The organism is Glutamicibacter sp. MCAF14 (genome assembly GCF_052114325.1).
Taxonomy (GTDB): domain Bacteria; phylum Actinomycetota; class Actinomycetes; order Actinomycetales; family Micrococcaceae; genus Glutamicibacter; species Glutamicibacter arilaitensis.
In genome coordinates, this window is record NZ_JBFREO010000004.1 from 529,177 (window position 1) to 546,894 (window position 17,718).

Consider the following 17,718-nt stretch of genomic DNA (forward strand, 5'->3'; position numbering starts at 1 on the left):
AGCAAAAACCTCTAAGCTGGACGCAGAACATTGCCCGCGGTTTCCATCAGCGGCGGCAATGCATTACCAGCTAGTCCAATCGGAAAGAAGATTCGTGCGAAAAGTTTTGGCAGTATGCGCCACCGCGTCCATCCTTGCTCTGGCGTCCTGCGGTTCGGGTTCGTCATCCCTGAGCGACATTGACGTCAAGCCAGCAGCAGATAACAAGACCGCACCGGAGGTCACCTTTGAGGCTCCGCTGCTGACTGAGAAGGCAGAAGCCGTCACCGTGGTCGAGGGGGAAGGCGCCGACATCAAGGAAGGCGACACCATCCAGATCCAGTCGGGCCTGTACAAGACCATCGACGGCCTGCTGACCAACGAAAACTTCACTGCAGAACCAGCCCCCATGAAGGTGGACGCAACGCTCAAGGAGCAGATGCCTGAGCTGTACGAAACCCTGCTCAAGTCCCAGATCGGCGACTGGATCGCCTACGCGGCTATCGAAGGCGTCCAGCAGGCTGATGGCAGCGTATCCGAACCAGCAGAAGGTTCGCGTGCCGAACGGTTGATCGTGATCAATATTGCCGATTCCAAGAGCCCGAGCAAGGCACTGGGCAAGGAAGAGGTCCAGAAGCTCAAGGACGAGGGCAAGCTCCCAACCGTGAAGACCGGCAAGGGCGAACCGAAGATCACCATCCCGAAGGACACCGAAGCTCCAGCAGGCCTGGCAGTGGACGTCCTTGAAGAAGGAGATGGCCCAGCGGTTGGCGCAACTTCCAAGGTCACTGCCCACTACCACGGCGTGCGTTGGGAAGACGGCAAGAAGTTCGACGGCAACTTCGGCAGCAAGGAAGGCTTCGAAGCCGATATGGCTGGCGGAGTCATCGAAGGCTGGCTGCAGGGCTTCCAGGGTCTGAAGGAAGGCAGCAAGGTCTTGCTGACTATTCCTACCGACCTGGCCTACGGTGAAACTGCCGAAGCCCAGGGACGTCCTGCAGGACCACTGGTCTTCTACGTAGAATTAGACAAGGTAAGCGAAAGCAAGTAACAGAAAGGCCGTGACTATGTCGTTCGGAGAACGCAACTACGACCGCACCAAGCCAGAGATCGATTTCCCAGGCACCGACGCTCCTGAAGAACTGGTCATCACCGACCTGGTCGAAGGAACCGGCGCTGAGGTCACTCCCGGCACCACCGTTGAGGCACACTACGTCGGTGTTGCCTGGTCCACTGGTGAAGAGTTCGACTCTTCCTGGGGCCGCGGACAGACCCTCGACTTCCCAGTGGGCGTCGGAATGGTCATCCAGGGTTGGGACCAGGGCCTGTTGGGCATGAAGGTCGGCGGACGCCGTCGCCTGGATATCCCATCGCACCTGGCCTACGGCGAACGTGGCGCCCCAGGTGCCATCGCCCCTAACGAAGCACTGATCTTCGTTGTAGACCTGATGGGCACCAAGTAATACTTAGTGCTGGCAAATGGCCCCGATAAATAATCGGGGCCATTGCTGTCTTAAAAGTCATCCTTATAGCCAAAAGTTGGTTAGTGTAGGCACGTGAGCACAAAGCAATCCTCGGGACCCAGCAAAGCAGAACGCTTGACCAGCCTGATTTATGCGCTGGCAACGACTTCTCGGAAGTTCAACGCTAAGCGCATCGGATCATATTTGGCGCCAGAAGGTTCCAAAGAGACACGTGAAAAAGCGTTGGATCGTCTTAAAGACGACATCCGCAATGACTTTGGCCTGCAGCTGAACAAAGAAGTGATCGATGATGTCACCTACTACAGCATCGACACCACCGACTGGTTCCTGCCTCCGGTGGAATTCAGTCCTGCCGAAGCTGGTCTGGTGGCCTTGGCTGCAAGCCTGTGGAAGGACACCAAGCTGCAGTCCTTGGGGCTCAACGCCGCAGCACGAGTGACCGGCCACGAAGGCGATACCTCACCGGTGGCATCCCTGGCTGGCTCGCTGGTCCCGCGCCTGTCCCTGGATGAACCAAACTTCCGCGAGTGCGCACTGGCAGTGTTCAACCACAACACGCTGAAGTTCGACTACAGGTCCTCCAATGGAGCACCGAGCCAGCGGATCGTGGACGTGTGGGGGATCGGGCAGCGCTACGGCAACTGGTACTTTACCGGCTATGATCACACGCGCCAGGACACCCGCGTCTTCCGGCTCTCCCGTGTGCAGGGAAAGTTCGTCAACTACCGCCATGGCTCCGGGGCTTCGGATCCGTCGTACCGTTCCCGCCCTGGAGATTTCGACATGACCAAGGTCTTGCAGGACTTCGATCTGCAAAATCCAGGCTTAGTGGTCACGGTCAAGCTCCTTGGCGAAGAAGCCATCCCTTTGCGCGCCCAGGCCGTGAATGGACGCAGCGACCAGGATGAGCTGCAGATCGGCTACTCGGATCCGCATTCCTTTGCCCAGCAATTAGCCGGTTATGGTCCAGCGGTTAAAGTGCTGGACCCTGGCGAACTGGTCAACCAGGTGCGCCAGATCCTTGGCGACGCGCGCACCGCGCAGCTTGAACAGAGCACGAAGGATTCCTACGCCGATACCAAATTCCGACCTCACCGAGCTACCGGTCGTGGAACCACAACGACTCAGGTCATGCGAAATATCGACATGATCCAGTACGTGCATGCCCACGGGATCGTAGAAGTTGAAGAACTGGCACAACGCTATTCGATGACCGTGGCCAAGGTCCGCGAAGAGCTGGCCATGATCATGATGTGCGGTGTTCCGTACGGCCAGCACGATGAGCTGATTAACGTCAACGATGGCGACGTGGAATCCGATACCGTCACGATTTCCAACGCGGCGCTGCTGGCCGAGCCGCAAAAGCTCGCCCCACTGGAGGCCGTAGCCATCCTCGGCGGCCTCAACGCCCTTGCCAGTATTCCTGAATTCGAGCACCAGCAGGTACTCAACGCCGCTTTGGCCAAGGTCAATTCCGCAGTAGCACGCTTTGACGGGTGGAACGGTGCGCTGGGATTCGCCTTGTCCAAGGCGCGTGAAAACGACATTCCGCAGCAGCTGATCCAGGCGATCCGCGCCCAGGAAGTGGTTCGCATTGATTACTACTCGGCCAGTTCGCGGACCCACCAAGAACGCGATGTGGAACCGATCCGGCTCATTGAAGATGGTGCGGTTCAGTATCTGCGTGCGTGGTGCCGGAAACGTGAGAGCTTGTTAACTTTCCGGGTGGACCGGATGTTAAGCGTGGAAAATGCAGGTGAACAATTCGCGCTGGCAGTGCGGCATGAAGACCAGCAAGATGTGCAGATTCGATACGAGTCGAGCGCTGATGATCTTGAGGTCATGGTGCATGTTGACGCGGAATTCTTGCCAGTTATTGAAGCTTTCCACCCGCTTTCCTGGTCTGCGGGAAAGGTCGGGGCGGGCTATTTGGCCAACGTCCGTTTCTCCGATCACCAAGTAGCTGCGCCGCTGGTGGCTCGCCATAGCGGTAAACTGACAGTGGTCTCTCCTGACGCTACGCGCGAACACGTAGTGAACTGGTTGGACGAGGCTATCCGATTGTATGAGGATTAATAGATGCTTCCTTGGTGGTTCTGGGTACTTTTGTGGACTGTACTCGTTTTGGCGACGGTACTCGTAGCGGCCCTTGCCGGCTTCCGCTTGTTCAAGCGGGGCATGGCAGTAGTTGAGGGCCTTGGCGATGCCGCTGATCACATCAGCGCCGGTTTGAGCCAAGAAGGCACCGTTGTCCAGTACGCACCGAATCCACGGCGCTACCCCCACGGGACCGATGCTACGCATGCAGATCCGGAAGAGATCAAAATGCTTCGCGATCAGGGAAAAGCCGAAAGAATTGAGGCGCGTCGGGTACGTCGCGTCACACGTCGCGCAGAGCGCGGCCAAGCTCAGAACATGCGCGACCTACGGCTGTTCTGACGTAGACTTTATACAGAGAGAAGGGAATCCACATGGGTGGCTTACAGGGATGGCATTTGGTCATCATTATCGTACTTGCACTTCTGCTTTTCGGCGCTCCAAAGCTTCCAGGTTTGGCTCGCTCGATGGGCCAGTCGTTGCGCATTTTCAAGTCCGAGGTTCGCCAGATGAAGGACGACGATCCTAAATCGGAAACCGTTGACGGCACCGTCAACGAACAGAACCCCAACGAAAAGAACAACTCGTAGACCTCTTCAGTGGCAACAAATAAAGACAAGACCCCTCGCAGCAAGAAGAAGCGGGTCAAGGACGCAGAAGGCCGGATGGCTCTTAAAGAGCATCTGATCGAAGCACGCAACCGTTTATTCAAGTCGCTCATTGCGCTGACCTTGGGTACGATTGCCGGCTTCTTCGTCTATGACTGGCTGCTTGCCTTGCTGATCGCGCCCGTGAAAGCGGCAGGCGGATCCGTAGTATTCACCGCGGTGATGTCTCCCTTCGACATCATGATCAAGGTGGCGCTATTCGTCGGCCTGATCGTTTCCTCTCCGGTGTGGCTCTATCAGCTGTGGGCATTTATCGTTCCAGGGCTCAAGAAGAACGAACGCCGTATGAGCTACAGCTTCGTTACTGCCGCCGTACCGCTGTTCCTTGGCGGAGTCGCGATGGCTTACTTCGTCTTGCCTTTCGCACTGGAATTCTTCATCAGCCTGTCGCCGGAGAATTCAGATAACCTGCTGAACATTTCCGAGTACCTGCCATTTATCATCCGGCTGCTGCTTGCCTTCGGGCTGGCGATGCTGGTTCCGGTTTTGATGGTTGGCCTGAACTTGGTCGGCATCCTGCCGGCCAAGCTCATCTTGAATAATTGGCGCATTACCGTCTTCCTCATCGCTTTGGTTGCCGCGATGGCAGCACCAGGCGGCGACGCGATCACGATGTTCGCGCTGGCCGGACCACTGTTCCTGACCTTCGCCGCAGCCACCTTGATCTGCCACTTCAACGACAAGAAGCGCGCAAAGAAGCTGGCAGCCCAGGAAGCTGAAAATGAGCGCCTGGCAGCAGGCGGCGTTGCAACAGACATCGACGCTCCGAGCACGATTGACGAACCAAAATCCCAGCTCTGACACAGGGCGAGAAAGTGAACGACCACAAGTGACTTCACCCGCGGAACGCTACGCGAATTCCAAGGCACAGCAGGTCGAAAACGGCACTGCACTTCCAGACTTCCGCGCAAGCCTCTCTTTCGACTTGGATCCATTCCAAGCCGAAGCTTGCCAGAAAGTCGCCGAAGGGCATAGCGTGCTGGTTGCCGCTCCTACCGGCGCCGGCAAGACCGTAGTTGGCGAGTACGCCATCTACCAGGCGCTGCGCGAAAACCGCAAAGCTTTCTACACCACGCCGATCAAGGCACTGAGCAACCAGAAGTATTCGGAACTGGTCAATCGCCATGCCGCCCAGAAGGTCGGGCTGCTCACCGGTGACACGTCGATCAACTCCGAAGCCCAGATCGTCGTGATGACTACCGAAGTACTGCGAAATATGCTGTACGCCGACTCCCAGACTCTGGATGGGCTCGGCTACGTGATCATGGATGAGGTCCATTACCTCGCCGATAAATTCCGCGGTGCCGTCTGGGAAGAAGTCATCATCCATCTGCCCTCCAACGTGCAGATCATTTCCCTCTCCGCCACCGTCTCCAACGCCGAGGAATTCGGCGGCTGGCTGGACACCGTGCGCGGTCAAACCGACATCATCGTTTCCGAGCATCGTCCGGTACCGCTGTTCCAGCACGTAATGGTGGGGCCGAACGTCGTGGATCTCTTCGCTGAAGACGTCGCCTTCGACAAGGTGGCAGAAGACGTTTCCAAGGCATCGGTCAACCCCGAACTGCGCAAGCTCGTGCGCACCCACAACTCTGGCGGACGGGTCCAGCGTGGCCGCGGGCGCGGCGGACGCGGTCCTCAACGCAGCGCTGGCATGGGCCATCGCATCAACCGGCCATCGGTTATCGGAAAGCTCGACCGCGCGGGTCTGCTGCCAGCCATATTCTTCATTTTCTCCCGCAAGGGCTGCGATATGGCGGTACAGCAGTGCGCCATGGCCGACCTGCGTCTGACCACCAATGAAGAAGCAGCAGAAATTGCCCAGGCGCTGGATGAGGTTGCCTTCAGAATCCCCAGTGAAGACCTGGACGTGCTCGAATTCTGGTCGTGGCGCGATGGTCTGGTTCGAGGTTTCGCCTCACACCATGCCGGCCTGCTGCCGATCTTCAAGGAGATCGTCGAAGACCTCTTTGCCCGCAACCTGATCAAGGTCGTCTTCGCCACCGAAACCCTGGCACTGGGCGTGAACATGCCAGCACGTTCGGTCGTGTTGGAAAAACTGGTCAAATTCAATGGCGAATCGCATGTCCAGATTTCTTCGGGGGAGTACACCCAGCTCACCGGGCGTGCCGGGCGCCGAGGCATTGACGTGGAAGGCCACTCAATTGTTGTGTGGAATCCGGATCTGGAACCGGAAGCGTTGGCAGGCCTGGCCTCAAAGCGCACCTACCCGCTGAATTCTTCTTTCCGTCCGACCTACAACATGTCGACCAACTTGCTGGCGCAGTTTGGGCGCGAGCAGACACGCCAAATTCTCGAGTCCTCCTTTGCCCAGTACCAGGCTGACCGCTCCGTGGTGGGCATGGCCCGCCAGGTTCGATCCAAGGAAGAATCCCTGGCCGGATACGCAAAGTCGATGGAATGCCATCTCGGTGATTTCACCGAGTACCTCAAGCTCCAGCGCAACCTGGCGCAAGTGGAAAAGAACGCCGCCAAGGACCGCCGCAATCAACGCCGTTCGGCGGCCGAGCAATCCTTGCAATCGTTAATCCGCGGTGATGTCGTGGATCTGCCAGGAGGCCGCCGCTTTGGGCGGGCCGTAATTGTGGAGCTGGATAAGGCGATGTACAACCCTCGCCACACCGTGCTCACCGAGGAAGCCCAGCTGCGGCGGATCTCCACCGATGACCTCAATGGTCCGGTGCAGATCGTTTCGCGTATCAAGGTCCCCAAGGGCTTCACCGGACGTGCTCCCAAGGAACGCCGTGACCTTGCCTCGTCCTTGCGCAATGCGATCTACGAGTCTCGTCCGCCGCGCCAAGATGCCCAGAGCTTCGACTTTGAGGGCACTGACTCTTTCGAGCGCGAAATCAACGAGATACGCCTTGAACTCAAGGATCACCCTTGCCACGCATGTTCGGAGAAAGACCAGCATATGCGCTGGGCGGACCGGTATTGGAAGCTGAAGAAAGACACGGAAAAGGCTCGACGTGCCATCCGTGGACGGACCAATACGATTGCCACCCAGTTCGACAAGGTCTGCAAGGTGCTCGAGCAGTTCGAATACCTGGTGCCTGCCACCGATGGTGAAGACTTCGAGCTGACCGGCTCGGGCCGCCGCTTGCGCCGCATTTACGGCGACCGCGATCTGCTCACCAGCCAGATCCTGGAAACCGGAAAGCTGACCGCGCTGAACGCCGAAGAGCTGTGCGCAGTGGTCGCCAGCCTCGTCTACCAAGCCCGGCGTGATGGGGACCGCGCCGATCCGAAGATGCCGACGAGCAAGATTGATGAGATCTGGAACAGCACGATCAAGATCTGGGGCGAACTGTCGGATGCCGAAGAAGCCTTGAACCTGGATCCGACTGCTCCACCAGAATCCGGGCTGATCTGGCCAATGTACAAGTGGGCCCGCGGCTCGAGCTTGAACAGCGCACTGCGCGGTACCGACCTGGCACCCGGCGACTTTGTGCGCTGGGCCAAGCAGGTTATCGATACGCTGGATCAGTTTGCCAAGAATACTGACCTTCCGCCCTTGCTGGTTCGCAACGCCTACAAGGCTGTTGACCAGATCAAGCGCGGGGTCGTCGCGTACTCGAACGTGCTGGACTAACCAGCAGCAGCGTTCGAAGAACTTATTAGTCAGTGCACGAGAAAAGGGAGACGCTGATGGCGAAAACACTCTACCGAAACGGTTCCATCTACTCGGCAGCCGATCCATTCGCGACCGCAATGGTCGTCGATGGGGACACCATCGCCTGGTTGGGCGGAGAAGACGCTGCCGAACGCCATGCCGGCACCGTAGATGAAGTCGTTGACCTCAATGGTGGGTTGGTCGCCCCGGCCTTCGTTGAATCCCACACGCACCTGGCGGCTCTGGGACGCACGCTCTCGGGTGCTGACCTCGGTGCAGCATCTTCGGCTTCCTCGCTGCTGTCCCTGGTCGCCGAGCATGCGCAGAACTCCACTAATATGGTACTGGCCCAAGGTTGGGACAACTCGGATTGGGCCAACCAACAGCTGCCGGCTGAAACCGATCTGACCAGCGCAGCTGGCGGCCGAGGCTACTACCTGGCTCGCCGAGATGTGCACAGCGCACTGGTAAACCAAGAATTGCTTGACCTGCTGGATCTGGGCCACCTGACTTCGGGCACGATCGCAGGGGCTGACCACGATGCGGTCCGCGAGGCCCTGACCAAGACCCAGAAGGCCGAACAGGAATACCAGCGTCTTGCTCTTGAGCACTATGCCTCCCGAGGCTTCGCAAGCGTTGTCGAGATGGCGGCCCCGCACCTGGAGGGCCGTGAGGCCCTGGACCAGTTGCTTTCCATCGACAGCCCCAAGTTGCCGCAGGTCTATGCCTACTGGGGAGAGCTGGTGGCCGATGCCGATCATGCTCAGGAGCTCGCCGCTTCGTTCCCTGCAGGCAAACTGCTGGGCTTGGGCGGAGACCTGCGGGTGGACGGCTCGCTGGGCAGCCACACCGCCTACCTGCGTGAGCACTACAGCGACAAGCCAGGGCAGCGCGGCACCCTGTACCTGAACCGTGAAGAAATCGCGGCTCATCTGGTCGCGTGCAGCTCCCGCGGAATCCAGGCTTCGTTCCATGTCATCGGAGATGGCGCCCTGGACGAGGTGCTGGCAGGGTTCGACCTGGCTGCCGAACAGATTGGCATCGCCAAGCTGCAGATGTGCCGTCACCGCCTGGAGCACGTGGAGATGGTTGACGAAGCTTCACGCGCGCGCCTGCTGCAGTACGCCATCATGGTTTCCATGCAGCCGGTCTTCGACCAAGCCTGGGGTGGCTCGAACGGCATGTACATCCAGCGGCTAGGCGAGGAGCGTGCCGCGTCGATGAACAACCTCTCGGCCATGCTCTCCGCGGGCGTGCCCATGGTGCTCGGCTCTGATGCACCGGTCACCGAGGTCGATGGCTGGCAGGTAGTTCGTGCCGGCATGAACATGAACAACACCGATGCCCGCATCTCCGCTCGTGCGGCCTTCCTGGCGCAGACGCGTTCGACCTATCGAGCCATGGGGGAGATGAACCCGTACGCGGGGCAGCTGGTCATTGGAGCGCCGGCAACTTTTGCCGTGTGGACTGCCTCTGAACTTGCTGTGCAAACGCCGGATGTGCGGATCAGCTCTTGGAGCACCGACGCCCGCGCAGGCACCCCGATGCTTCCGGTTGTTGATCAGGAGATTCCGCAGTGCTTGCGTACCGTACGCGCCGGCGTCACCCTTTTCAATGCTCTTGAACCAAGCGAATCTGCCTGAAGTCAAACAAATGCTCAACAAGCAAAAGAAATTCACTAATTTTGCCCTGACTTGCGGACTCTAGGTAAAGCGTGAAGTCATTTGATGGTTGACAGCGTAGGTGGGTAAGCGACTAGGCTAGCCTAGGAGCCTCTTCGAGAGGCACAAACATTGCGTTGGAAACTTCGCAATTTGAACAACGATCCTCAGTGACCTTAGATAACATTCTGTGCGCCTTGCGGTGTGCAGAATAGGGCCGAAGTCACTGAGGATCGTTCGTTAAAGCGGTGTCTGCAGTTCGCCGGCTGGTAAATCATGACTATAATTTGAGTTTGGACTAACTCTTTTCTGGCTCCGGAATCCGGCAGGACAAATCCGAAAGTATCCGGAGCAGACGAGAAGCTTTGTGTTGTATACCAAGAAAGGTGCCGCCGCGTGCGCGTCATTACAATCATTCCGACTTACAACGAACTGGAGTCGCTCCCGCTGACCGTTGGACGCTTGCGTACCGCAGTTCCTGACTCGGATGTATTGATCGTCGATGATAACTCGCCAGACGGCACCGGTGAACTCGCAGACAAGCTGGCCGCAGAGGATTCGAACATCCATGTGTTGCACCGTACCGGCAAGGATGGCTTGGGCGCGGCCTATATCGCTGGTTTCGAATGGGCGCTTGTCCGCGATTACGACGTGCTGGTAGAGATGGATGCCGACGGCTCGCATATGCCGGAACAGCTGCCACGCCTGTTGGAAGCCAGCGCTGCTGGCGCCGACCTGGTGATCGGTTCGCGTTGGGTCAAGGGCGGCGAAGTCGTGAACTGGCCACTGCTGCGCAAGATCATCTCCCGTGGCGGCAGCTTCTACTCCCGCACCATGCTGGGCTTGCCGTTGCGCGATATCACCGCCGGTTACCGCGCCTTTAAGCGCGAAACCCTCGAAGCTATCGACTTTGATGCTGTTGAGTCACGCGGCTACGGCTTCCAGGTGGACATGACCTTCCGTGTAGCCATGCTTCGCAAGAAGATCGTTGAAGTTCCTGTTACCTTCGTCGAGCGCGAATTGGGCGCCTCGAAGATGAGCGGAAACATCGTTTTTGAAGCAATGTGGAATGTCACCCGCTGGGGCCTAGGTGCCCGCTGGAAGAAGCTGACTTCCAAGAAGTAGACCTAAACTTATTTCTCTGGCGTGCAACGATCTTTCGTTGCACGCCAGATGAATTTAACCGCGATGTTATTTCCAGTGGGGGGAGAAGCACCCACAGGCTAAGCCAGCAGCAGATTAAAAGGGTGAGGGCTGGGTTGATAATCAATGGTTATCAACCCAGCCCTCACCCAGTCCCAGACGGCCATGCTAGAGCAGCCAAGCCGTCAACGCGGGATATTAGACAGCGTCTCCACGTGCAGTGCGTAGCTGCTGCAGGCGGTCTGCCAGAGTCTTTTCCAGTTCCTCTTCGGAACGGCGCTCAAGGAGCATGTCCCAGTGGGTACGAACAGGCTTTTCATTTCCTGGCTCTTCGGCCTTTGCCTCGCCGTGGACGAGCTTAGCTTCCTTACCGGTCTTGGTGTGCCAGATTGCTGGAATTTCAGCTTCAGCTGCAAAGACGACGAAGACGGTCTCGCCCTCTTCGGTACGGTATTCCACACGCTGACGGGCAGCCGGCTCCACACCTGCCTCAGATTCCATGCTCTGTGCACCCAGGCGCATGCCTCGTAGGCTGCGATCGCTCATGTTTTCCCTCCGCGATGATTGAAGAATTCGCTACACGTACCAACGTTTGGCACTCGGAAATAATTCCCTCCGACTAGAGGGGAAGATAATCCTTGGTACCAAAACATCCATTATACGCGTCTGCGGCGAGGTGCATTGTATGCACCTCGCCGCAGACGGCTATTCGGTTCTGAACCGGTGGCTGCTACAGGCCGTTTTCAGGGGCCGATGGAGCCTCGGGAGCTGCAGGCTTGCTGCTAGCTCCGGATCCACCCAGTGCGCCGCCGATGCCCTTGAGCGCCTCGGTCAGCTCGCTTGGAATAACCCACAGCGTGTTCGAGGTGCCCTCAGCGAGCTTCGGCAGGGTCTGCAGGTACTGGTAGGCGAGCAACTCCTGGTCCGGCTTGCCGGCGTGAATTGCATCGAAAACCTTTTGAATTGCTTGCGCTTCACCATCTGCGCGCAAGATCGATGCCTGAGCATCACCTTCGGCCTTCAGGATCGAGGACTGGCGTGCGCCTTCGGCGGTCAGAATCGAGGACTGCTTGACACCCTCGGCGGTCAAGATTGCGGCACGGCGATCACGATCGGCGCGCATCTGCTTTTCCATCGAATCCTGGATGGAAATCGGAGGATCGATAGCCTTCAGCTCGACGCGTGAAACACGAATGCCCCACTTGCCGGTAGCCTCGTCCAAGACTCCGCGGAGCTGTCCATTGATCTGGTCGCGACTGGTCAGGGCCTCTTCCAGATTCAGGCCACCGACGACGTTACGAAGCGTAGTGGTGGTTAGCTGTTCAACAGCCTGGATGTAGTTGGCGATCTCGTAGGTCGCCGCACGTGGCTCGGTGATCTGGAAGTAGATCACGGTATCAATGGAAACTACCAGGTTGTCTTCGGTAATCACCGGCTGAGGTGGGAAGGAGACAACCTGCTCACGCAGGTCCAGCAGCGGCAGCAAACGGTCCACAAACGGGATCAGGATTGTCAGGCCGGGATTTAGGGTTCGGTTGTACTTGCCGAGGCGTTCAACGATGCCAGCACGTGCCTGGGGCACAATGCGCACGCTGCGCAGCAGGACGACAATCACGAAGATTGCCAATACGACAAGCACAATAGTCAAGCCAAAACCATCTGATTTCATGGTTTGTACTCTCTTTCCTTGTGCAGGGGTGATGAAAAATTGGGTGCGTCAGACTAACTAGCCGTCGGCAGGGTCAGGAGACTTCGCTGTCAGGTAAGCGGTGGCTCCATCGATGCGTGAAACTACTGCGTACGTACCCGGATTCATGCTTGGAACATTTGCGTCGGCACGAGCAGTCCAGATCTCTCCACGGATCTTGGCCGAACCAGACATGCGCGAAGTTGGTTCAAGAATGAGCGCATCCGCACGGATGAGTCGTTCGATGTTGGTGCGGAATCCCTCGGGAGATTTCCGTAAGTGCTTGAGCGCGATAGGCCGGACCAAGAAGATCATTAACAATGAAATGAGGCAGAAAACAAGGACCTGCAGCCACATCTGACCGTTGAGCAGTGCAACCGCTACTCCACCTAGGGCGCCAACGCCGAGCATGATGAAGTAGAGATCAAGTGAGAGCATCTCGATGATCGCCAGCAGTAAGAACAGTGCCAGCCAGATCACCCAAGCGTTGCTGATGATCCATTCAGCGGTTGTCATGGCATCCACCTAAATTCTGTTAGGACACTAGCCAGTTATAACTGGCCTTTCCTACATTCTGCCGTAGAGAGCACGATAACGGTGTAGTCATTTTGGGGTATTTTCTAGGCCTGCGGAACAAATGCATGTACGCCAAAGGAGGCTGTTACCTGCTGGGGACCTAGTGCTAGGGCTTGCTGCTCTAGGGTCTCGGGGGAGAGGTGATGTCCGGCTGGCCCCATAAACGCAAGGTTAAAGAGATCTTCGCTCTGCAAGTCCATCTGGTAAGACAACTTCAGCGATTCGACATGTCGCAGTCCTTCGGCTCCAAATTTTTCTGCCAGTGCCGCTTGCTTTCCATCGGCGACGGAGAGCATGCCTAATGGTTCAATGACCTCATTCAGGTGGTCGGGTTCACCGGTCACTACCAGGCACAGTCCGTTGGGCCGCAGCACACGGCGGAACTCTGCCGGGTTATGCGGAGCGAAGCAGTTCAGAACCACATCGCGGGATTGATCTGCGGTCGGCAGCTTGCGCCAGACATCCCACACGACTGCCAGGGTTGCCGGAACCTTGGCCGCCTTGCGCATGGCGTAGCGGGAGATGTCCAGAGCCAAAGCATCGTGGCTTGGAGCAGGGGAGTGCTCCAAGATCTTCTCGAGGTAATAGCCGGTGCCGGCTCCCGCATCCAAGACATCGAGGGTGGAAGCCTCATGGTGATCATTGATCAGCTTAGATAAGGCCAAAACAAGTGGTTCGTAGTGTCCCTTGGACTGGAACGCATCACGGGCCTGGACCATGGCCGAGGTGTCTTCGAGGAAGTTGGTGCCCTTGCCGGTGAGGAAGTTGAAGTAGCCCTGTTTGGCGGTGTCAAAGCGGTGGCCGGATTCGCAGTTCAGGCTGCGGCGAGGCGTTTCATCCAAGCTCAGAGTCTGCTCGCAGACTGGACAGGTAATCGTCGTGGTGCCAGATGACATTAGAAGTTCAGAACCTTCTGTGCTGTTGCCACATCCATGCCTTCATGGCGCCACAGTTCAGTCTCATCAATCAGTGAGCGGGTTTCGGCCTTGTCGATGTACACGGTGCCCGACAGGTGGTCGGTTTCATGCTGCACAATGCGTGCCTGCCAGCCAGAGAAGCTTCGGGTAATTTCTTGCCCGTCGCGATCCTTGTATTTAGCACTGATGTCGGCAGGACGGGTCACGACACCTTGGAACCCGTCAAAGGACAGGCAGCCTTCATAGAAGACTGCCTCGCGCTCGGAAGCGGACACGTATTCCGGGTTGAAGATTTCAAAGTATTCCAGTGGCTCGCGCTCACGCATCGTGGCTGCTTCCTCGGGAATCGGATACAGATCTTCAAGTACGGCGATCTGCAACGGGATGCCTACCTGTGGCGCTGCCAAACCAACTCCAGGCGCGTCATACATGGTCTGGCGCATGGCCTCCAAGAGTTCCTCAAGCAGATCCGTTGGCAGCTGATTCTCATATGCCACAGCCTGCTGCCGCAGAACCGGATGGCCTAGCTGGACAATGGGCAATACGAGGTTTTCATCAGCACTGGACAAGACGTCGCGGACAATCGTCTCGATATCCTGTGCGGTGTACTCGGTATTCATGAGGAAGCGCTGGTCCGTTCGTATTCGTTGAGTTGCAGTTGAGCCAGACGCGAGGTGAGCCGGGCCTTTTCAGTATCGTGCAGCATATGACCTAGGTCGCCCAGGTTGTCTGCGGCATACAAATGAACTTCCACGTTCTTGTCGTAGAAGATATCGATAAGGTTCGCCAGGCGACGTTCCTCATCCATTGGCATGTTGGTACTAGCTGGAATCCCGGTGACATGCCAGCAAGAGTATCTTCGTGCCAATTCCAGATAGTCAGCGGTATTGCGTCGAGTTCGACAGATCTGCTCGAAGCTGATCCAAATAGTCTCTGCGTTCAGATGCACAGGACCGATCTCGTCATAGCCGATCTGGATCATCGTATCGTGTTCTGGCTGCGCAGCCGGAGTCGCGAAGAGGTTCAGGCTGCCCTTGCGATAGCCTTCGAGCACCTGTTGGGGATCAGCATCAAGTTGCCGGTAATCCACCTCATGATCAAGCGCGAAGATGACGAAGTCATTATTGATGCGATCGATCGTTGGCTGAACGAGATGATGGAACGTGTCATCGTCCAACAGTTTCTCCGGACCATAGTTGGACGTGGTGATCAACTGGATCCGGTGTTCCGCACAATGCCGGACGAGCTTGGCCATGAACATGGCATCACCTGGTTCGCTGCAATGGAACTCGTCGAAGACCAATAGTTCTAATCCAGCGAGTTCGCGCTCAAGTCCTTGCGCAAAGATTGCACCCAGACGCTGGCCGGGGATGCGATTGGCGGGGGAGTTCAAGCGCTGGAAGAACTCGTGGAAGTGATAGCGTGCCGTGGTAGCAGGCCGCATCAGCGATACCAAGGTATTCATGATCAGGGTTTTGCCACGGCCTGGAGGTCCGTAGATATAGATTCCCGGGTGTGCGGCCGACTTCGACTTGCCCAGGCAGCGATCAAGGATCTCAATGAGCTCACGCTGAACAGGGTCAACCTGAATGTGTTGCTGCTCGAGTACTGCGGTAATTTTCTGAGCGTACTTATTCCTATCTGGAATGCGCAGCAACGGGGTAGTCATATCTAAATTTTGCCATCGACCAGGAACCTGACCAATCTACTGTGATCTGATCGCCATCAAGTCAGACCACTGGTAGACACAACAACATTCGTCTTCTGCGGCTAAACGCCTAGTCATGAACGATTTACGTTCTTTCCAGTCGGGTGATTTATCCAAGGGGAGTGACGTAGGCAAAATCTGCGCGGACGGTTATTCCATGGGAATCTGGCGTATACCTATCGCTTTATGTCGATCCGTGGCCATAATGGACACACCCACAGGGCTGGACCATACGGGATGATCTGCAGCGAAGCAGGTGAAGTTCGGAGAGGGAGTGCGTGAGATGACCAGCGAATTCATTGCCCACGTGGCTGAAGATGAGATCGTCTCCAGTGATCTTTTGGACATGTCAGTAACCGTACTTAAGACATTGTCAGATCCGGCGCGACTTCAGATGCTTTGGGCATTATCTACGGAGGATCTTTCCCTGTCGGATTTGGCTCAATTAGTTGGCGTGAGCTCAACTGTTGCCAGCCAATTGCTGTCCAGGTTGCGAACTGCCGGTGTACTGCAAACCAGAAAGTCTGGACGCCACGTCATCTATTCCATGCATGATGAACAATCACGCGAGTTCATTAGGCAGACGTTGGACTTCGCCAGTCATCGGCTGGAATTACAGGACAAGGGGTAGTTGTGATGTGGCTAGAACACGCGGTAATCAGGCACTTCTGCTCAGGTCGACAGTAAGCCGATAATCTACATTATGTAAAGTAATGGAAATCTGAACCTCCTCCGTGCGCTTGGAATGCCTTGAATACAGCAGAGTGCGTGCAGCTGTTGACCACGAGCGTGTACCCCGCGAACGAAGCTAGTTAGTCTGGTGCCTATGCCACTGCTCCGCAAAAGTTTCGACGTCCCATCTGGCACAGTCTGCCTGCAATGGACACTTGATGCATCCAGTGGCCTGATCTGGCGTGCGCTCACTGGCATTGAACCGTTGCAGCGCTGGCTCGGAACGCTCCTGAGTGGAACCTTCAGCATTGGCTCAAATGTCGAGATTGAGCATGCGCAAGACTACGTCTGCACCAGTCAAATCATCAGCTGCGAGCCTGGCCAATCACTCGAGATGACATGGAAATTCCCCGATGAGGATCCTTCCCAAGTCTCGTTCACCATTGAATCAACGGCTGGTTCACAAACACTGACCGTGCAACACATCGGTCTTACCAAAGAGGTGGGCGAATACCTCACGGGGTGGCAAACCCACCTCCTATACCTGGAGGATTTCCTGTACGGCACACCCAGACCGATGTCAGACTTCTGGGCTGACTACGAACGGTTGAAGAACACACCTTAGCCCGGGTTGCACTCCCCTTATTTATCAGGTCCTGATAACCAGCTATGTGTTTCTGACCTTGAATCTGCCACCATCAGCAAGGACTAGCCCTATACATGCGCGTGTGCTGTCTGGCAATCTGCTTGGGCCAGGTCCACTCTAGGATCTACTTCGCGCATAAGCTATTAATCTATTGAATCGTTGAGGTGTTTGTTGGACCGTGGTCCCTCCATACACCCTTAGATTGCGCTTATGAGCAGTCCGGCTCGTTTCGCCGAGTTCGTTGGTCAGCAGATAGGCTAGTTGCTGGCTACTATATGGTTCACTCCCCTAGTTTTCCAAGGATGCAATCCCCTAATGACTCCCAGTTCTCTCTACCGTACTGTCGCTCGCGCCGAAGCAGTCACGTGGACGATGCTCATCATCGCGTTAATTCTCAAATATGGTGTCAAGATCGGTGACTGGCCAGTGTCCATTGCCGGCTTCATCCACGGCTTCGTATTCCTGACCTACGCAACGATGGCCGTTCTGATCGGCATGAACCAGCGTTGGCGTAAAGGCTTGATCGTCGGCGCTGCAGCAACAGCTGTTGTACCGTTCCTGACGATTCCTTTCGATAAATGGCTCGAGCGCAACGGGAAGCTTGAGGGGCCTTGGCGTACCGCGGCCACCGATCACCCTGATGATCGCAAGTGGACGGACGCCACTATGCGTTGGCTCGTTGCCCGTCCTTTGCTCACTACCGTGCTGCTCTTCATCGTGATCGTCGCGATCTTCGCAACCATGCTGGTCGTTGGTCCTCCTGGCGGAGAACACTAGCCACAGGCTAGCGGTCCCCTTCAATGGGTGTGAAATAGTCCTGCTGAAGGTCCAAGAACAATGGCCTGT

18 protein-coding genes are annotated in these 17,718 nt (G+C 56.8%); 12 read left to right on the forward strand and 6 right to left on the reverse strand.

Annotated features, from left to right (window positions below; genetic code table 11):
• Nucleotides 1-94: 94 nt before the first annotated feature.
• The 9 genes from AB4Y71_RS09950 to AB4Y71_RS09990 all read left to right on the forward strand — a co-directional run bounded on the left by AB4Y71_RS09950 (nt 95) and on the right by AB4Y71_RS09990 (nt 10,648).
• Complete coding sequence (locus tag AB4Y71_RS09950; protein ID WP_441720090.1) at nt 95-1,030, forward strand: FKBP-type peptidyl-prolyl cis-trans isomerase; 936 nt, start codon at nt 95-97, stop codon at nt 1,028-1,030.
• 16 nt (nt 1,031-1,046) lie between these two features.
• Nucleotides 1,047-1,442, forward strand: a complete 396-nt coding sequence (locus AB4Y71_RS09955; RefSeq protein WP_013348985.1) for an FKBP-type peptidyl-prolyl cis-trans isomerase — start codon at nt 1,047-1,049, stop codon at nt 1,440-1,442.
• A 93-nt stretch (nt 1,443-1,535) separates the two neighbouring features.
• Complete coding sequence (locus tag AB4Y71_RS09960; protein ID WP_441720093.1) at nt 1,536-3,539, forward strand: helix-turn-helix transcriptional regulator; 2,004 nt, start codon at nt 1,536-1,538, stop codon at nt 3,537-3,539.
• Nucleotides 3,540-3,542: 3 nt separating this feature from the next.
• Nucleotides 3,543-3,902 carry a hypothetical protein gene (locus AB4Y71_RS09965; protein WP_134780146.1) on the forward strand — a complete coding sequence of 120 codons (360 nt, stop codon included), beginning with the start codon at nt 3,543-3,545 and terminating at the stop codon, nt 3,900-3,902.
• 32 nt (nt 3,903-3,934) lie between these two features.
• Nucleotides 3,935-4,150 (forward strand): Sec-independent protein translocase subunit TatA, encoded by a 216-nt coding sequence (gene tatA / locus AB4Y71_RS09970; RefSeq protein ID WP_060701596.1) that lies wholly within the window; start codon nt 3,935-3,937, stop codon nt 4,148-4,150.
• A 9-nt stretch (nt 4,151-4,159) separates the two neighbouring features.
• On the forward strand, nt 4,160-5,029 hold the full coding sequence (tatC, locus tag AB4Y71_RS09975) for a twin-arginine translocase subunit TatC (RefSeq protein ID WP_441720097.1): 870 nt from the start codon (nt 4,160-4,162) through the stop codon (nt 5,027-5,029).
• A 28-nt stretch (nt 5,030-5,057) separates the two neighbouring features.
• Nucleotides 5,058-7,841: a DEAD/DEAH box helicase gene (locus AB4Y71_RS09980; RefSeq protein WP_441720100.1), complete on the forward strand. Its 2,784-nt coding sequence runs from the start codon at nt 5,058-5,060 to the stop codon at nt 7,839-7,841.
• Between the two features lie 56 nt (nt 7,842-7,897).
• Complete coding sequence (locus AB4Y71_RS09985) at nt 7,898-9,505, forward strand: amidohydrolase (RefSeq protein WP_441720103.1); 1,608 nt, start codon at nt 7,898-7,900, stop codon at nt 9,503-9,505.
• A 414-nt stretch (nt 9,506-9,919) separates the two neighbouring features.
• Nucleotides 9,920-10,648 carry a polyprenol monophosphomannose synthase gene (locus AB4Y71_RS09990; RefSeq protein WP_441720105.1) on the forward strand — a complete coding sequence of 243 codons (729 nt, stop codon included), beginning with the start codon at nt 9,920-9,922 and terminating at the stop codon, nt 10,646-10,648.
• Nucleotides 10,649-10,864: 216 nt separating this feature from the next.
• Here AB4Y71_RS09990 and AB4Y71_RS09995 read toward each other — a convergent pair whose 3' ends face one another.
• The 6 genes from AB4Y71_RS09995 to zapE all read right to left on the reverse strand — a co-directional run bounded on the left by AB4Y71_RS09995 (nt 10,865) and on the right by zapE (nt 15,515).
• Nucleotides 10,865-11,212, reverse strand: a complete 348-nt coding sequence (locus tag AB4Y71_RS09995) for an RNA polymerase-binding protein RbpA (protein WP_013348993.1) — start codon at nt 11,210-11,212, stop codon at nt 10,865-10,867.
• 184 nt (nt 11,213-11,396) lie between these two features.
• Nucleotides 11,397-12,335 carry an SPFH domain-containing protein gene (locus AB4Y71_RS10000; RefSeq protein ID WP_013348994.1) on the reverse strand — a complete coding sequence of 313 codons (939 nt, stop codon included), beginning with the start codon at nt 12,333-12,335 and terminating at the stop codon, nt 11,397-11,399.
• 57 nt (nt 12,336-12,392) lie between these two features.
• A complete protein-coding gene (locus AB4Y71_RS10005; protein ID WP_441720108.1) occupies nt 12,393-12,869 on the reverse strand; it encodes an NfeD family protein in 477 nt (158 codons plus the stop codon).
• Between the two features lie 104 nt (nt 12,870-12,973).
• Entirely contained in the window at nt 12,974-13,825 is an 852-nt protein-coding gene (locus AB4Y71_RS10010; RefSeq protein WP_441720111.1) for a putative RNA methyltransferase, read from the reverse strand.
• The gene (def, locus tag AB4Y71_RS10015) at nt 13,825-14,466 is read right to left on the reverse strand and encodes a peptide deformylase (protein ID WP_441720113.1); all 642 of its coding nucleotides are present in this window, start codon (nt 14,464-14,466) and stop codon (nt 13,825-13,827) included. Before def ends, AB4Y71_RS10010 begins: the two co-directional genes overlap by 1 nt.
• Entirely contained in the window at nt 14,463-15,515 is a 1,053-nt protein-coding gene (zapE, locus tag AB4Y71_RS10020) for a cell division protein ZapE (protein WP_441720116.1), read from the reverse strand. Before zapE ends, def begins: the two co-directional genes overlap by 4 nt.
• A 322-nt stretch (nt 15,516-15,837) precedes the next feature.
• Here zapE and AB4Y71_RS10025 point away from each other — a divergent pair, with 322 nt between their 5' ends.
• The 3 genes from AB4Y71_RS10025 to AB4Y71_RS10035 all read left to right on the forward strand — a co-directional run bounded on the left by AB4Y71_RS10025 (nt 15,838) and on the right by AB4Y71_RS10035 (nt 17,649).
• Nucleotides 15,838-16,185 carry an ArsR/SmtB family transcription factor gene (locus tag AB4Y71_RS10025; RefSeq protein WP_441720119.1) on the forward strand — a complete coding sequence of 116 codons (348 nt, stop codon included), beginning with the start codon at nt 15,838-15,840 and terminating at the stop codon, nt 16,183-16,185.
• Between the two features lie 195 nt (nt 16,186-16,380).
• A complete protein-coding gene (locus AB4Y71_RS10030) occupies nt 16,381-16,851 on the forward strand; it encodes an SRPBCC domain-containing protein (RefSeq protein WP_441720121.1) in 471 nt (156 codons plus the stop codon).
• Between the two features lie 336 nt (nt 16,852-17,187).
• Complete coding sequence (locus tag AB4Y71_RS10035) at nt 17,188-17,649, forward strand: DUF3817 domain-containing protein (RefSeq protein WP_013349001.1); 462 nt, start codon at nt 17,188-17,190, stop codon at nt 17,647-17,649.
• The last annotated feature ends 69 nt before the right edge of the window (nt 17,650-17,718 follow it).

Bases quoted from the DNA above. Each gene is read 5' to 3' on its own strand.
- AB4Y71_RS09965 (WP_134780146.1), top strand. From the start codon at position 3,543: ATGCTTCCTTGGTGGTTCTGGGTACTTTTGTGGACTGTACTCGTTTTG.
- AB4Y71_RS10005 (WP_441720108.1), bottom strand. From the start codon at position 12,869: ATGACAACCGCTGAATGGATCATCAGCAACGCTTGGGTGATCTGGCTG.
- AB4Y71_RS10010 (WP_441720111.1), bottom strand. From the start codon at position 13,825: ATGTCATCTGGCACCACGACGATTACCTGTCCAGTCTGCGAGCAGACT.
- AB4Y71_RS09985 (WP_441720103.1), top strand. From the start codon at position 7,898: ATGGCGAAAACACTCTACCGAAACGGTTCCATCTACTCGGCAGCCGAT.
- AB4Y71_RS10035 (WP_013349001.1), top strand. From the start codon at position 17,188: ATGACTCCCAGTTCTCTCTACCGTACTGTCGCTCGCGCCGAAGCAGTC.
- AB4Y71_RS09955 (WP_013348985.1), top strand. From the start codon at position 1,047: ATGTCGTTCGGAGAACGCAACTACGACCGCACCAAGCCAGAGATCGAT.
- tatA (WP_060701596.1), top strand. From the start codon at position 3,935: ATGGGTGGCTTACAGGGATGGCATTTGGTCATCATTATCGTACTTGCA.
- AB4Y71_RS09995 (WP_013348993.1), bottom strand. From the start codon at position 11,212: ATGAGCGATCGCAGCCTACGAGGCATGCGCCTGGGTGCACAGAGCATG.
- AB4Y71_RS10030 (WP_441720121.1), top strand. From the start codon at position 16,381: ATGCCACTGCTCCGCAAAAGTTTCGACGTCCCATCTGGCACAGTCTGC.
- AB4Y71_RS10025 (WP_441720119.1), top strand. From the start codon at position 15,838: ATGACCAGCGAATTCATTGCCCACGTGGCTGAAGATGAGATCGTCTCC.
- AB4Y71_RS10000 (WP_013348994.1), bottom strand. From the start codon at position 12,335: ATGAAATCAGATGGTTTTGGCTTGACTATTGTGCTTGTCGTATTGGCA.
- zapE (WP_441720116.1), bottom strand. From the start codon at position 15,515: ATGACTACCCCGTTGCTGCGCATTCCAGATAGGAATAAGTACGCTCAG.
- def (WP_441720113.1), bottom strand. From the start codon at position 14,466: ATGAATACCGAGTACACCGCACAGGATATCGAGACGATTGTCCGCGAC.